The organism is Caballeronia sp. AZ1_KS37 (assembly GCF_023631165.1).
Classification (GTDB): Bacteria; Pseudomonadota; Gammaproteobacteria; order Burkholderiales; family Burkholderiaceae; genus Caballeronia; species Caballeronia zhejiangensis.
Genome location: NZ_JALQDP010000038.1, coordinates 202078 through 217269, shown reverse-complemented (window position 1 = coordinate 217269; position 15192 = coordinate 202078). Strand labels below are relative to the sequence as shown.

Genomic DNA, 15192 nt, shown 5'->3' with positions numbered 1-15192 from the left:
CGCGCCGTTCCAGTGGCCTTTCGACGCGGGAGGCCGACTCACACCCGGAGGATCAAACGATGACGAAGTACCTAATCTCCTTCCCTGCATCGGCGATGAACGTCTCCGATGAAGACATCGACGCGGTCGGCGAAGCGGCACGCGCGGTCATCAGAGAGGCGAAGGAAGCGGGCGTCTATGTGTTCGGCGGCGGTATCAATGGGAACGTGACGCCGCAGATGGTCGCCGCCGACGGCACCGTCACGAACGGGACGTATCCGCAGACGAAAGAGTTCGACGGCGGCTTCTGTGTGCTGGAACTTCCATCGCGCGAAGCGGCCGTCCAATGGGCCGCTGACATCGCCAAAGCCTGCCGCTGTGCGCAGGAACTCCGCGAGTTCGGGTACGACCCGGAGAGCTGACACGCTCAACCAAGTCGACGACTGCCGCCACCTTGTATCGCAACGTATCGGCGGCGGCTGCGGATACGCGCGATTACACAACGCCTCGATTTCGACACGCACGGGATACGTCGGCGCGCTTCAATACGTCCATCGCGCAGCAGTGAGCCGCGCCAGCAGCGGGATTCGACGTATTACGTATGCAACGCGATCCGAGCCGAACGATCGTGTTCGAAGCGCAGTACGCGTGACGGAGTCAGCCGCCGAAATAGCTTTGCCTTCATCAGGAGTTCTCATGTCATATAACAAGACGCTTCCCAAGTCGCCGTCGCGCCGCCGCTTCGTCGAGGTTGCGGCGGCCGGTATCGCAGCGGCATCGCTGAACAAGCTCGCGTTTGCTGAACCGAACTCATCGATCGTCTCAGTCGCGAAGACCGCGAATAACGACAAGGAAGCGATTCGTCCGCTTCGCGTGCATGTTCCCGAAGCGCAACTCACCGATCTGCGCCGCCGCATCAAGGCAACGCGCTGGCCCGAGCGCGAGACCGTTTCCGACGAATCGCAAGGCGTGCCGCTCGCGATGATGCAGGAACTCGCGCGCCACTGGTCCACGGACTACGACTGGCGCAAGTGCGAGGCGAAACTGAACGGCTATCCGAATTTCATCACCGAGATCGACGGGCTGGACATCCACTTCATCCACGTTCGCTCGAAGCACGAGAACGCGATGCCGCTCATCGTCACGCACGGATGGCCCGGATCGGTGATCGAGCAATTCAAGATCATCGATCCGCTGACCAATCCCACGGCACACGGCGCGAGTGCGTCGGATGCGTTTCATCTGGTGATCCCGTCGCTGCCGGGCTATGGCTTCTCGGGCAAGCCGACGGCGACCGGCTGGGGACCCGAGCGCACCGCACGCGCCTGGGTCACGCTCATGAAGCGGCTCGGATACGACAAATTCGCGGCGCAAGGCGGCGACCTCGGCGGCGTGGTCGCCAACGTGATGGGCAAGCAGGCGCCGCCCGAGTTGCTCGGCATTCACGTCAACTTCCCGGCGACCGTTCCCGCCGATATCGCCAAAGCGCTGCAGGCAGGCGATCCGCCACCTGCGGGCCTCAACGATGAAGAAAAGCACGCGTACGAGCAGCTTGCCAGCGCCGCAAGAAAACGCCGGGCGTACGCGCTGGAAATGGGCACGCGCCCGCAAACGCTCTACGGCATCGCGGATTCGCCGACAGGTCTTGCCGCATGGCTGCTCGATCATGGCGACGGCTACGTGCAGCCTGCGGCGGCGCTGACTTCGGCGGTGTTCGGGCGCGACGTCAACGGCGAATCATCAGGGGCGATGACGCGAGACGACATTCTCGACGACATCACGCTCTACTGGCTGACGAACACGGGTGTCTCGTCCGCGCGCTTCTACTGGGAATCGCACTTCAACTTCCTTGCGGCCGCCGACGTATCGGTTCCCGCGGCCGTGAGCGTGTTCCCGCGCGAGAACTATCAGGCGCCGCGAAGCTGGACGGAGCGCGCTTATCACAACCTCATCTGGTACAACCGGCTCGACAAGGGCGGACACTTCGCGGCGTGGGAACAGCCGGACCTGTTCGCCGGGGAAGTGCGTGCGGGGTTGAGGTCGTTGCGCACGTGAGCGCGTGCTGGGCCACATCGCAAGACGAACGTTCGGCGCGTCGACGGCATGTCCGCGATCGCATCGCGCTTCGTGATCCACGCCTAATAAGCGATGCGCGTAACCACGCTGAAGGACATATCGTTCTGTTCCAGGCGTGCAGTCATTGCCTCGCGTGCGTCCGCATTGGTCGGAACGTCCAGGTAGCTCTTGCCCGCAAAGCCCGGCTCGAAACTTACTTCGGCTTCGTCGGCAATCGCCTGAAGAATCTCGTGCTCGGCGGATTGAACGAGCTGGTCGTCATCGGTATGGCTTACTGCGAAGCAGGTGAGCATCGTTTGACCCCTTGCGATTGTGCTGTGACGCTGATGCGTCTCGACTGCGAAACGGGCGAGCGCCTGCGTGGCGCACAAGTGCCGACGCATCTATTGTCGCCTCGGATGAGCGACATGATTACTTGACAAAAAGTCAGTGGTGCCGAGATCGAAACAGGCGGAATACAGTCAGCTTCCTCGTGAATTGCCGGGCTAGAATTTTGGGCTCGTGTACGGCCGATGGCACCGATCGGCCGATTCGCGACATCGCGTGAATGAAACAGCGGCGAGCGGTACTTTCGAACCGCTCGCCGCCCGCCATACCGCCATTCGTTGCGCCGCGTTCCTTACTTCTGAACGACGACAGCCTTGTTGAACGAACCGCCCTGCGTGATCGCAGCCGCATTGCCGATACCGCTCTGAGTCACGGAGCCGTAGTTGGCGTTGCCGATCTGGACGATCGAAGCCGTGTTATACGCACCGGCTTGCGAAGCATCCGCGGAGTTGAAGTAGCCGACTTGCGTCAGCGTCATGTCTTCGTGCGAGCCCGACTGCTTGCCCTTCGCTTCGTTGAAGCCGCCGCCCTGACCGGCCAGCAGCGTCGATTCGAACGCGCCTTGTTGCGTCAGATCCATGTTGTTGTTCGAACCGACCTGCACCGCGGCTGCCAGGTTGCTGCCGCCATCCGTCTGATGAACGGCCGCCGTGTTGCGATCGCCCGCCTGAACGACATACGTGTGATCGTTGGCTTCGCGATACTGATCGACGTATGCCGTGTTGTAGGCCGAGCCGGTTTGCAGGATCGTCGTCGTTTCGTTGGTCGCGTTGCCTTGCGTCACCTGCGCATAGTGCGGTGCGCCTGCGCCGCTCTGGTCGATGGTGGTCGTGTTGCCGCCGCCGTTTTCCGAATGCACTTGCGCGCGGGCGAAGTCGGCCTGCCTGATCGACACGTTGTCGCCGATTTCCGAAACCTGCTCGATCTTGCCGTCGTTATGATCGCCGATCTGATCGATGCGAGCCGAGTTGTAGCCGCCATTCGTCTGCGTCACGGTCGCGATGCCGTTCTTGTTGCCTTGCAGGATGTCGACGCGGTTGCCGATCGTGGTCGTCTGCGTGACCGTCGCTTTTGCGCCGTCGCTCACGCCTGCCGTCTTGCCGGTGCCTTGATCGACGTTGACCGTGTTCCAGCTCGAGCCGGTGCGATCGATGGTCGCCGAGTCGTTCTTGCCGAATTGCGTGACCGTGTCCTTGTCGTACGACGAAGCCGTCTGCGTCACGTTCACCGTGCTGTTGCTGCCCGTTTGCTTGATGGTGGTCTTTTCACCGATCGCCTGCTGCTGCGTGAGCGTCGCGCTCAGCTTCGATTCGCCCGAAACGCGTGCCGCGTTTTGCTGGATGTCGGTCACGTTGGCGCCGCCGTTGCTCGAAGTAACGGTCGCGCTCGAACCGTCGCCGTTCTGCTGGACCTTCACGCGGTCATGGCTGGACGCCGTCTGCGTCACGCCAGCAGTGTTGCCGTTGCCGTACTGCTCGACGATCGCGCCTTCGCCGACCGACGCTGCAAAAGCCGACGTCGATGCCAATGCTGCCAGACCCATAGCGATGATGATTGCCTTCACTTTCATTTTTATGCCTCGTTGACTTGATGTTTTTTGCACGTAGATTCGTAACCCTAACGGACGTCAACCCCCGCTGACGCCCGGCCCTGCACACTCACACACCTACCTGTACTGCGTGGTCTCCTCGCCTGCCTACTTCATCAGAACCGCAGCCCGGGCGCCGCCCGTCTGCGTAACCGATAATCCTGAACCGTTCCTGCTCTGCAAGATCGAAATCTCGTTGTTGTTGCCAAGCTGCGTCACCGACGACGACATCGAATTCCCGACCTGCGTGACCGTTGCTTCGTTACCGCTGCCGTTCTGCATCGCGATCGACCGGTTGTACTGACCCGACTGATATCCGGCGTAAAGATTGGCGGCGCCGCTTTGCTGAAGCACGGTCCAGTTGTCGTTGCCGGCCTGCGCCGTCGCCGCCGCGTTCGCGATGCCGATCTGATTGGCCATCAAGCCGTTATGTCCGGCCTGAATCGCGTCGAGACGATTACCCTGGCCGTGTTGCGACACGCGAGCGACTTGCGTCGCGCCGCCGAAGCCCGGTTCCGGCGGACCGAAATCCGAGACCGACGACAGGTCCGCCGCATACACCGCGAGCGAGACGACCGCGCCGAGCGCCGCGCACACAGCGACCTTCGATGCGCGCATTGGCGCACGCGATGCTTTCATGCTGATCTCCTTCGCTGAGACTGATTAACTGCCGATGGTCTTCGGCGGATCGATTCTCACCGGGCTATACGACGGGTTCACGTCTTCCATCGTCTGCGCGTAGCCCTGGTTTTCCTGCAGATATCGCTGCATCGTCGGGTCGTACCAGTCCTTCGTGTCCTTGAGCGCCCACGACTGGTTCGCGACGCCTTGCACGATCAGATGCACGAGCGCCGATTCGATCGCTTCGTTCACGCACAGCTGCTGCGGCTCGTTGCGCGTCATGCCGGCTTCGGCCTGCAACAGATCCTTGAAGCCGATGAAGCGATACACGCCGGTATCGACCTGAATCGAATAGATGGTCTTGGTCGTCGACACGCTGTTGAGTATCGTGCCGTTGCGGATATCCACGGCGCGCAGGTTCACCGTCACTTGATCCACGCGATATTGTTGGGATGCCGAAATACCAAGATACGCGATGCCCGCGCCGCCCGTGCGAATGTTCGTGTCGTAACCGACGATGCCGCCTTCCAGCACGATGCTCGCCGGTGCGAGCGCGCCGATCTGCGGTATCGCGTTCTTTTTGTCGTCCGGCGTTTCCAGCGCGCGCATGATCTTGCGTTCGGTCAGGAGGTCCTGAAGGTTTTCGCGCTCGACGGGCGTGAACCAGCCGGAATCGCGCATCGCCTTCACGAGAAACGAAGCGCCGCCCTGCGTCACCTGCGACGAGAACGAGCTGTCCGGCGACGGCTTGTACTGGCCCGTCAGATCGCGAAAACCGTACACGGCCGCGACGATGCGCCCTTTCGGCGGCGGCAGGTGCGTGAGGTCGCGCGTCACGCGCGTCGGCGGCGTGAGCGTCGCGTTGCCCGCCGAAGGCATCGGCGTCGTGACGCAGCCGGTCAACAGCATCGTTGCAAGGAGCGTGGCGCCCAGTGCCGCGCGCGTCGCCAGTGTCGTGATAGCTTCTTTGTTCATGTCGTATGCGCGCTCGCGTTACTGTCCGTTGCCGACGACGAAGGTCGTCGAGGCGCCCGTGGTCTTGTCGGTCGTCGTCACTTGCAGATTGCCGCCGGTAACTTGCGTGATCGCAATCGAGAAGTTGCCCGTGTTGATCGTGCCGGGATGCAGCGTGCCGTCCGTGCCGACGATCGAGCTCGATATCGACGACGCGACGCGCGACAGAATCGCCTGCTGCAATTGCGTGTTGAACTGGTCGAGCGTGGACTGGCTGCTCGTACCGAGGTTCTCCGTCGACGGATCCTTGTACTTGTTCTGCGCGTTCGCCTCGTTGAGCAGATTCGTCCCGTTCAGCGGATTGCCGCCGAAGTTCGGATTCACCGGTTCATACACAAGCGATGTGGCTTGCGCGGCGATAACCGGCATCGCAAGCGCGCAAGCGAGCAACGCGCGTTTCAAGAGCGCATTCGTTTTCATTGCGGTTTCCCCGTATTTTTTGGCCTTACTGCATCGATTTTCTTACGATGCGATTTTTTTATAGTTCGTCCATCGCCATGTCGGCGTCGCGGAACAGCAGACGGGTCAGGTCCGCCTGCATCACGTTCTGAAAGGCGATCTGCGCCGCGCCTTCGGCAATCGGCTTCACGTTCGAGCGCGCAATCGGCAGGAACGCCTGGAAAACGCGACGCTGGCCGTACTCCACCCACACGAGACTGCCGTAGCGCGGCGACGGCCGCTCGTGCACCGAAACGATGTAGCGCTCGGACAGCGGGATGGCGCCCCAAGCCTGCGCGAACCAGGTGTAGAAGTCCTGCCCCGCGAGCGTCACCGTGTCGGTCGTGACCACGCCGCCGAGCGTATCGTCGAGCGCTTGCTTGCCTTCGATATCGACGGTGCGCGAGCGTGCCGTGCCGGCGAGGGTGGCGCTCTTGTCGAGCGACGATGCGGCATTCACCGTGCCGCGCGGCGTGAGAGGCGCGCCATTGGCGGCCGGCAATTCGCCGGTGTTGCCGACCGGACCGGGCGTCGGCGTGCTGGGCAGCGAGATGAGCGGTTGAGCCTGAGACGCCGTGTTCACGTGCGCGGCCGGCTGCGTTTCCGCATCCTGCGCATTCGCATTGATCGCGACGATCGAAACCCCGATGCACACTGCGATGACCCGCCCTTTGACAGGCGCGTTGTTCTTCTCACGCTGCATGACTTCCCCGTATGTCTTTGGCCGCTATGGTGCTGCCTTCAGACGGTCTGTTTTAAACGCTTCGTTTTTATTTGTACGACGAGACGGATTCTCCGTAATAACCGGTAATGGCTATGTTGTCCGCGCCACATTCATGCCAAGAAAATCGCAAGCAACGACGCATCGGCTCAAAGCGTTGCGCCGATGTTTTCGCGCGTCTACCCAAGGAAACGTTTGCTGGCAACCAAGGATGACGCCCGATGTTGGTGCAGCCGATACATCAAACGTGCGCCGCTTTCACCGCGGATGGGCAATGCGCTCCGTCCGAACCTGCGCAACGCCGCCAGCAGCCATAAAAACTGTTGGCACGATTCCCGCTTAGAGGGGATGGCAAGGAGCCGGCGCATCATCCGGTTCATCGAACAATCTGGAAATGGACGGCTAGGGTTCCGGTCTGCTTCACGCGGATGCTGGTCCGAGAGCTGTCGACCTCAGGCGAGGTTACACGGCGGGATAAAAGCCCGGGAGAGAACGCGATGAGTCGCGCTGCTCCCTTGCCGTCGCCAACCGTCTCCTTCGAGGTCAACCTCATGCGCAAGCTCGCTCGCTTTCTTGGCATCGCCGCACTCTCCGTCGCCGCTTTCGCGTCCAGCGCCGCATCCGCCGCGCCGCGCAACGACTTCAAGGTCTGCTGGACTATCTACGCGGGCTGGATGCCGTGGGGCCAGGCCAAGACGCAGGGCATCGTCTCCAAGTGGGCGAACAAGTACGGCATCAATATCGATGTCGTCCAGCTGAACGACTACGTCGAGTCCATCAATCAATACACGGCCGGCAAGTTCGACGGCTGCGCGATGACCAACATGGACGCGCTCACGATCCCGGCTTCGGGCGGCGTGGACTCGACGGCGCTGATCGTCAGCGATTACTCGAACGGCAACGACGGCGTGCTCATGAAGGGCAAGGGCAAGCAGATCGCCGATCTCAAAGGCCAGCAGATCAACCTCGTCCAGTTCTCGGTCTCGCATTATCTGCTCGCACGCGCACTCGAAAGCGCGCACATGAGCGAGCGCGACCTCAAGGTCGTCAACACGTCCGACGCCGATATCTCCGGCGCATTCGCCACGCCCACCGTGCATAACACGGTCACATGGAATCCGATGCTCGCCGACCTGAAGGCGCAGCCGAACGTCACCGAAGTCTTCGACTCCAGCAAGATTCCCGGCGAGATCATGGACATGATGGTCGTCAATACGAAGACGCTGAAGGACAACCCGGCGCTCGGCAAGGCATTGACCGGCGCATGGTTCGAGATGGTCGCGCTGATGCACGGCGATTCCCCCGAAACCACGAGCGCGCTGACTTCGATGGCCAAGGCGTCCGGCACCGATCTCGCCAACTTCAAAGGCCAGCTCTCGACCACCGCCCTCTTCTACACGCCGAAGGCCGCGCTCGAATTCGTGACCAGCCCCGACATGCCGAAGATCATGACGCGCGTCGCCAAGTTCTCGTTCGATCACGGCCTGCTGGGGCAAGACGCGAAGAGCGCGGATGCCGTCGGCATGGCGTTCGACAAGGGCGTCGTCGTCGGCAACAAGAACAACGTGAAGCTGCGCTTCGATCCGGCCTACGTCGAGATGGCGGCGGCCGGCAAGCTCTGAGCGCTTCAGGTTCTACTACATGGCGGTCAACATGCGACTCATCAATCGACATCCGAGCAGGACCGGCGCGCTGATGCTGTTACTGCTGCCGTTCGTCGTGCTGCTCGCGGTGTATTTCACCGGCTCTTCGATGCGGCTCGCCGACAATCCCGACGACAAGCTGTTGCCGAGCGCGACGCAGATGAGCGATGCGATGAAGTCCGCCGCCTTCGCCGAAGACAAACGCACCGGCGAGTATCTGCTCTGGACCGATACCGCGTCGAGCTTGCGAAGGCTCGGCATCGGGCTCGTCGTGAGCGCGGCGATCGCGCTCGTTGCGGCCATCGCGACGGGATCGTTTCCGCTCGCAAGCGCGACGCTTTCGCCGTTCATCACCGTCATATCGATGGTGCCGCCGCTCGCCGTGCTGCCGATTCTCTTCATCGTCTTCGGTCTCGACGAACTGTCGAAGGTCGTGCTGATCGTCATCGGCATCACGCCGATGATCATTCGCGATCTGCACGCGCGCGCCGCTGAAATCCCGGCCGAGATGTGGATCAAGGCGCAGACGCTCGGCGCGAACAGTTGGACGCTTGTTCTGCGGCTCGTGCTGCCGCAGCTTCTGCCGCGTCTGCTCGTCGCGATCCGGCTTTCGCTCGGCGCCGCATGGCTCTTTCTCATTGCAGCGGAAGCGATCGCATCGACCGACGGGCTTGGCTATCGCATCTTTCTCGTGCGGCGCTATCTGTCGATGGATCTCATTCTTCCCTACGTCGCGTGGATCACGCTGCTCGCGTGGCTCACCGACGAACTGCTGCGTCGACTCACGCAGTGGTGCTTTCCGTGGTACGGCGGAGGCGCGCGATGATCGTCGTTCACAACGTATGGAAAAACTACGGCGATCAGGTCGTGCTGGAACGGCTGAATCTCACCGTGAAGGAAGGCGAATTCTGTTCGATGGTCGGCGCGTCCGGCTGCGGCAAGTCCACGTTTCTGCGCCTGCTGCTCGGACAGGAACGGGCGACGCGCGGCGAGATTCTGCTCGACGGCGAACCGTTTCCCGCCGAACCGGACGCGCATCGCGGCGTCGTGTTTCAGCGCTACTCCGTCTTCGATCATCTGAGCGTGCTGCGCAACGTGATGCTCGGTCTCGAACTGCCGCGCGCGAAATTCACGGGACGGCTCTTCGGCGCACAACGACGCGCCGCACGCGACGAAGCCGCCGCGATGCTCGAACGCGTGGGTCTTGGCGCGGCGCTCGACAAGTATCCGCAGCAACTTTCGGGCGGCATGCAGCAACGGCTCGCCATCGCGCAGGCGCTGATGATGAAGCCGCGCGTGCTGCTGCTCGACGAACCCTTCGGCGCGCTCGATCCCGGCATCCGCAAGGACATGCATGTGCTGTTGTCGGAGTTGTGGCGCGAATCGAAGCTCACGATTTTCATGGTCACGCACGACCTCAAGGAAGGCTTCACGCTCGGCAGCCGCGTGCTCGTCTTCGACAAGGTGCGCGTCGATCCGCAAGCGCCCGGCGCGTACGGCGCGCGCATCACCTACGACATTCCGCTCGACCGCACGCGCGCCTCGGCATCGGCGGTGCATATGGCGCAGGCCGCGGTGCAGGGCGCATCCAGCATCGAACTCGTCTCCGACTAAAGGAAGCTCTACGCCATGACAGTGTTACTCGAAGAAACGGTCCCCGGTGGCGGTCATGCATCGCTGATCGTCAAGCGCGGACAGTCGCTCTGCATCACCGATATTCGCGGCGGCGCGAACGTCAGCGTGATGATGGTCAACGCGGCCGAAAAGAGCGAGCGGCTCAATCTGCCGGATTCGCTGAAGTGCCAGCACACCGCGAAGCTCACCACGGGCCATTGCCTCTATTCCGACATGGGGCGCGTCCTGGCCGCCATCGTCGCGGATACATGCGGCTGGCACGACAGCATCGGCGGGGTATCGAATGCGCAGGAAGTGTTCGAACGATACGGCGCGGGCCGCTATCAGGAGTTGCGCAACGGCTTCTATCGCAATGGCACCGACAACTTGCTCGTCGAGATGAGCAAGTGGGGCCTCGACGTTTCCGACCTGCTGATGACGCTCAATCTCTTCAGCCGCATCGACGTGACGAGCGATGGCGCGCTCGCCTTCGTGCCCGGCAATTCGAAAGCGGGCGATTACGTCGAACTGTATGCGCCGATGAACACGCTCGTCGTGCTGACCGCGATCCAGCATCCGCTCGACCCGCATCCCGAATACTCGCCGAAGCCCGTCAAGCTGGAACTGAAGGAATCGCATCCCGAAGTCGCGGAAATCTGCCGTACCGCATGCGAAGAGAACGTGCGCGGCTTCATCAACACCGAACGCTTTTTCCTTTGAGCGAACCTGAGAGATGAGCAACATGACCCAAGCGCTTACCGTCAGTGAAAAACATCCAGAAAGCGCGGTGTATCGCGAAACGCTCGCCGCGGGCGAACCGTGGCTGCATGAAGTGAAAGCGGGGCAGACGCTGCGCATCGTCGATCTGGAGGGCAATCAGGCCGTCGATACGCTCTTCTACAGCCTTCACGATCCGCGCGAACGCTTCGATCCGCAACGCACGTTGCGTCGGCAGCAGAGCCTCTATCTGACGTCCGGCTCGGTGCTGTATTCGAATCTCGGCAATCCGATGCTGACGATCGTCGCCGATACCTGCGGCCGTCACGACACGCTCGGCGGCGCATGTGCGCAAGAGAGCAACACGGTGCGTTATGCGCTGGAAAAGCGCTACATGCATAGCTGCCGCGACAACTTCCTGCGGGCATGCGCGCACGACGGACGGCTCGCGAAGCGCGATATCGGCGCGAACGTCAACTTCTTCATGAACGTGCCGGTGACGGCCGAAGGCGGCCTGACCTTCGAAGACGGCATCTCGGCGCCGGGCAAGTATGTCGAGCTGCGCGCGGAGATGGACGTCATCGTGCTGATCTCCAACTGTCCGCAACTGAACAATCCGTGCAACGCCTATAACCCGACACCCGCGGAGCTGATCATATGGAACTGAAGCGCATTCGCAGCTGGATCTATCACGTCATGCTCGTTCGCTCGGGACGCTGCTGCACGACCACGCGCGAACAACTGAACCGAAGCTATCGCTGAAGCGATCGCGGCCGCGGACGACCGCGGCTCGCCATGCTCACGGCGGGACGGCCCGCCTCCGAACGACCCTTCCCTTTCCATGTTCGAGAAGATCCTGATTGCGAATCGCGGGGCGATCGCCTGCCGCATTCTCAGAACCTTGCGCGCGCTCGATGTCACCGGCATCGCCGTGTATGCCGAAGCGGATCGCGCTAGCCGCCATGTAAGCGAAGCCTCGATTGCGCATTCGCTCGGCGACGGTCCCGCCGCGACGACCTATCTCGACACGGCGAAGATCCTCGACATCGCGCGTGCCGAAGGCGTGCAGGCGATTCATCCCGGCTACGGCTTTTTGTCGGAGAACGCGGCGTTCGGCGAAGCGTGCGAAGCGGCGGGCATCGCGTTCATCGGACCGACGCCCGCGCAATTGCGCGCGTTCGGCCTCAAGCACACCGCCCGCGAAATCGCCGCGAAGGAAGGCGTGCCGATGCTCGAAGGCACGGGCCTCCTCGACGACTTGCCGTCCGCGCTCGCTGCGGCAGAGCGCATCGGCTATCCGGTGATGCTGAAGAGCACGGCGGGCGGCGGCGGCATCGGCATGCGCGTGTGCTGGAACGCGGGCGAACTCGGCGCGCATTTCGACGCCGTGCGCCGTCTCGGCGAGAACAACTTCAGCGACGCGGGCGTGTTCCTCGAGAAGTACATCGAGCGGGCGCGGCATCTCGAAGTGCAGGTCTTCGGCGACGGCCAAGGCGACGCCATCGCATTGGGCGTGCGCGACTGCTCGGTGCAGCGGCGCAATCAGAAAGTGCTCGAAGAAACGCCCGCGCCATCGTTGCCCGAAGGCGTATCGGCTGCGCTGTGCGATGCCGCGATCCGTCTCGCGAAGGCCGTCGATTACCGGTCGGCCGGCACGGTCGAATTCGTCTACGACAGCGCGGCGGAACGGTTCTATTTCCTCGAAGTGAACACGCGTTTGCAGGTCGAGCACGGCGTCACCGAGCAGGTCTGGGGCGTCGATCTCGTCCGCTGGATGATCGAACTCGCCGCTGGAACGCTCGCGCCGCTTTCCTCGCTGATGGCGGGCCTGAAGCCGCGCGGCCACGCGATCCAGGCGCGCCTGTACGCGGAAGATCCGGGCCGCGACTTCAAGCCGAGCCCCGGCCTCGTGACCGATGTCGCCTTCCCCGAAGCCGATGGCCGCGCGCTGCGCATCGATACGTGGATCGAAGCCGGATGCGAAGTGCCGCCCTACTTCGATCCGATGCTCGCGAAAATCATCGCGTGGTCGCCGACGCGCGACCAAGCGCGCCACGCGCTCGACGAGGCGCTCGCGAACACGCGGCTTTACGGCGTGGAGACGAATCGCGACTATCTGCGGCAGATCATCGGCGACGCGCCGTTCGCGTCGGGCGAGCCGTGGACGCGCTGCCTCGAAGCGCTGAAGTATCGCGCGAGCACGATCGACGTCGTCAGCGGCGGCACACAGACGACGGTGCAGGACTATCCGGGCCGGCTCGGCTATTGGGCGGTCGGCATTCCGCCGTCGGGACCGATGGACGACCGCTCGATGCGCCTCGGCAATCGTCTCATCGGCAACGCCGCCGACGCCGCCGCGCTCGAAGTGACGATGAGCGGCCCGACGCTGCGCTTCAATACCGATGCGGTGATCGCGATCACGGGCGCTGACATTCCCGTCACGCTCGACGATATCGCGCAGCCGATGCACACCAGCATCCATGTCGCGGCGGGCTCGACGCTCGCGCTCGGCACCATTCGCGGCGCGGGCGCGCGTGCCTATCTGTGCGTGCGCGGCGGCTTCGATGTCGCGTCGTATCTCGGCAGCCGCAGCACGTTCACGCTCGGCCAGTTCGGCGGACACGGCGGACGCGCGATCCGCGCCGGCGACGTGCTGCACGTCTATCCGCTCGGCGACGCGCAAGCAGGCGCGACGCTCGGCGATGCGCTGCGCCTCGAACCTGTTCGCACGATCCGCGTCATCTACGGCCCGCATGGCGCGCCCGAGTATTTCAGCGCGGCGTATATCGAACGCTTCTTCGATACCGAATGGGAAGTGCACTTCAATTCGAGCCGTACCGGCGTGCGCCTGATCGGGCCGAAGCCCGAATGGGCGCGCGAGGACGGCGGCGAGGCGGGCCTGCATCCGTCGAATATTCACGACAATCCGTATGCCGTCGGCGCGATCGACTTCACCGGCGACATGCCCGTGATCCTCGGCCCCGACGGCCCGAGCCTCGGCGGTTTCGTGTGTCCGGTGACGATCATCGAAGCGGACTTGTGGCAGATCGGCCAGTTGAAGGCGGGCGACAAGGTGCGCTTCGTTCCCGTCGAGATCGGCGAAGCGCGTGAGGCCGCGCGGCGGCGGCGTCGTGAAATCGAATCGCTCGATATCGAACGCGGCGAAGTGACCGAACGACGTGCGGCGCTGACCTCGCCCATCGTGCTCGATAGCGGATCGGGCCGCGAAAGACTCGTCGCGCGCGTGTCCGGCGATACGCATCTGCTGCTCGAAATCGGCCCGGCGGAACTCGATCTCGTATCGCGCTTTCGCGGTCATGCGCTGATGCAGTCGCTCGAATCGCAGGCGCTTCCCGGCGTGGTCGATCTGACGCCGGGCATCCGCTCGCTGCAGATTCATTACCGGCCCGACGACTTGCCGCTCGCGCCTCTGCTTGCGATCGTCGAAGAAGCGTGGGCGCAAGTGCTGCTGCAAGGCGATCTGCGCGTGCCGTCGCGCATCGTGCATCTGCCGCTTTCGTGGGACGACCCGGCGTGCAGGCTCGCGATCGACAAGTACATGACGACGGTGCGCAAGGATGCGCCGTGGTGCCCGAGCAATCTGGAGTTCATCCGGCGCATCAACGATCTCGATTCCATCGATGCCGTCAGAAAGATCGTCTTCGATGCGAGCTATCTCGTGATGGGTCTCGGCGACGTGTATCTCGGCGCGCCGGTCGCGACGCCGCTCGATCCGCGTCATCGTCTGGTGACGACGAAGTACAACCCGGCGCGAACGTGGACGGCGGAGAACTCGGTCGGCATCGGCGGCGCGTATCTGTGCGTGTACGGCATGGAAGGTCCGGGCGGATATCAGTTCGTCGGACGCACGCTGCAGATGTGGAACCGCTACGCGCAGACCGCGGATTTCTGCGGCCAGCACTATCTGCTGCGCTTCTTCGATCAGATCCGCTTCTACGAAGTGTCCGCCGACGAACTCATGCGCATTCGCGCGGATTTTCCGCTCGGGCGCTATCCGCTGCGCATCGAGGAAACGGAGCTGTCCTTGCCGGACTATCAGGCGTTTCTCGCAGACGAAGCGTCGAGCATCGATGCGTTCCGCACGCGTCAGCAAGCGGCGTTTCAGGCCGAACGCGAGCGCTGGCGCGAAGCGGGCGCATCGGAAGACGCGCAGGATGCGCCACTCGTCGATGACACCGAACTCGCACCGCTCAAGGCTGGCGAACTCGCCATCGACAGCGAGATCGCGGGCAGCCTGTGGCAAGTGAAAGCGGCCCCTGGCGATGAAGTCGCGGCGGGCGACGTGCTGCTCGTCATCGAGTCGATGAAGATGGAGATTGCCGTCTGCGCGCCGTGCGCGGGCACCGTCGCCGCGATCCATGTCGCGCCGGGTTCTCCGCTGCGCGCGGGACAGCGCATCGCGGTCATCGAACGTCACTGAATCTATCCAACGG

General features: G+C 63.0%; 14 protein-coding genes and 1 riboswitch. Of the genes, 8 read left to right on the top strand and 6 right to left on the bottom strand.

Annotated features, from left to right (window positions below; genetic code table 11):
• Positions 1–59 precede the first annotated feature (59 nt).
• Both NCS00_RS26650 and NCS00_RS26645 read left to right on the top strand, forming a co-directional pair.
• The gene (locus tag NCS00_RS26650) at positions 60–401 is read left to right on the top strand and encodes a YciI family protein (RefSeq protein ID WP_250441429.1); all 342 of its coding nucleotides are present in this window, start codon (positions 60–62) and stop codon (positions 399–401) included.
• 274 nt (positions 402–675) lie between these two features.
• Complete coding sequence (locus NCS00_RS26645) at positions 676–2034, top strand: epoxide hydrolase family protein (RefSeq protein ID WP_250441428.1); 1359 nt, start codon at positions 676–678, stop codon at positions 2032–2034.
• A gap of 83 nt (positions 2035–2117) precedes the next feature.
• On the opposite strand, the gene NCS00_RS26640 is transcribed toward NCS00_RS26645, so the two are convergent.
• The 6 genes from NCS00_RS26640 to NCS00_RS26615 all read right to left on the bottom strand — a co-directional run bounded on the left by NCS00_RS26640 (position 2118) and on the right by NCS00_RS26615 (position 6746).
• Positions 2118–2348 carry a hypothetical protein gene (locus NCS00_RS26640; RefSeq protein ID WP_144403629.1) on the bottom strand — a complete coding sequence of 77 codons (231 nt, stop codon included), beginning with the start codon at positions 2346–2348 and terminating at the stop codon, positions 2118–2120.
• Positions 2349–2674: 326 nt separating this feature from the next.
• Positions 2675–3952 (bottom strand): hypothetical protein, encoded by a 1278-nt coding sequence (locus NCS00_RS26635; protein WP_250441427.1) that lies wholly within the window; start codon positions 3950–3952, stop codon positions 2675–2677.
• Positions 3953–4078: 126 nt separating this feature from the next.
• The gene (locus NCS00_RS26630; RefSeq protein WP_008346589.1) at positions 4079–4609 is read right to left on the bottom strand and encodes a hypothetical protein; all 531 of its coding nucleotides are present in this window, start codon (positions 4607–4609) and stop codon (positions 4079–4081) included.
• Positions 4610–4633: 24 nt separating this feature from the next.
• A complete protein-coding gene (locus NCS00_RS26625; RefSeq protein ID WP_250437661.1) occupies positions 4634–5566 on the bottom strand; it encodes a CsgG/HfaB family protein in 933 nt (310 codons plus the stop codon).
• An 18-nt stretch (positions 5567–5584) separates the two neighbouring features.
• Positions 5585–6025 carry a curli assembly protein CsgF gene (locus tag NCS00_RS26620; protein ID WP_008346584.1) on the bottom strand — a complete coding sequence of 147 codons (441 nt, stop codon included), beginning with the start codon at positions 6023–6025 and terminating at the stop codon, positions 5585–5587.
• Between the two features lie 58 nt (positions 6026–6083).
• Positions 6084–6746 carry a CsgE family curli-type amyloid fiber assembly protein gene (locus NCS00_RS26615; protein ID WP_008346582.1) on the bottom strand — a complete coding sequence of 221 codons (663 nt, stop codon included), beginning with the start codon at positions 6744–6746 and terminating at the stop codon, positions 6084–6086.
• Positions 6747–7155: 409 nt separating this feature from the next.
• Positions 7156–7255, top strand: a riboswitch (guanidine-I (ykkC/yxkD leader).
• A 60-nt stretch (positions 7256–7315) separates the two neighbouring features.
• Between NCS00_RS26615 and NCS00_RS26610 the strand changes: the two genes are divergently transcribed.
• The 6 genes from NCS00_RS26610 to uca all read left to right on the top strand — a co-directional run bounded on the left by NCS00_RS26610 (position 7316) and on the right by uca (position 15179).
• Positions 7316–8386, top strand: coding sequence for a putative urea ABC transporter substrate-binding protein (locus NCS00_RS26610; protein WP_250441426.1), 1071 nt, complete (start codon positions 7316–7318; stop codon positions 8384–8386).
• Between the two features lie 31 nt (positions 8387–8417).
• Positions 8418–9233, top strand: a complete 816-nt coding sequence (locus NCS00_RS26605; RefSeq protein WP_250441425.1) for an ABC transporter permease — start codon at positions 8418–8420, stop codon at positions 9231–9233.
• The gene (locus NCS00_RS26600; protein ID WP_250441424.1) at positions 9230–10021 is read left to right on the top strand and encodes an ABC transporter ATP-binding protein; all 792 of its coding nucleotides are present in this window, start codon (positions 9230–9232) and stop codon (positions 10019–10021) included. Before NCS00_RS26605 ends, NCS00_RS26600 begins: the two co-directional genes overlap by 4 nt.
• Positions 10022–10036: 15 nt before the next feature.
• Positions 10037–10741, top strand: a complete 705-nt coding sequence (locus tag NCS00_RS26595; protein ID WP_033536001.1) for an urea amidolyase associated protein UAAP1 — start codon at positions 10037–10039, stop codon at positions 10739–10741.
• A 22-nt stretch (positions 10742–10763) separates the two neighbouring features.
• Positions 10764–11405, top strand: coding sequence for an urea amidolyase associated protein UAAP2 (locus NCS00_RS26590; protein ID WP_008346571.1), 642 nt, complete (start codon positions 10764–10766; stop codon positions 11403–11405).
• 174 nt (positions 11406–11579) lie between these two features.
• Positions 11580–15179, top strand: a complete 3600-nt coding sequence (uca, locus tag NCS00_RS26585; protein WP_250441423.1) for an urea carboxylase — start codon at positions 11580–11582, stop codon at positions 15177–15179.
• Positions 15180–15192: the final 13 nt, after the last annotated feature.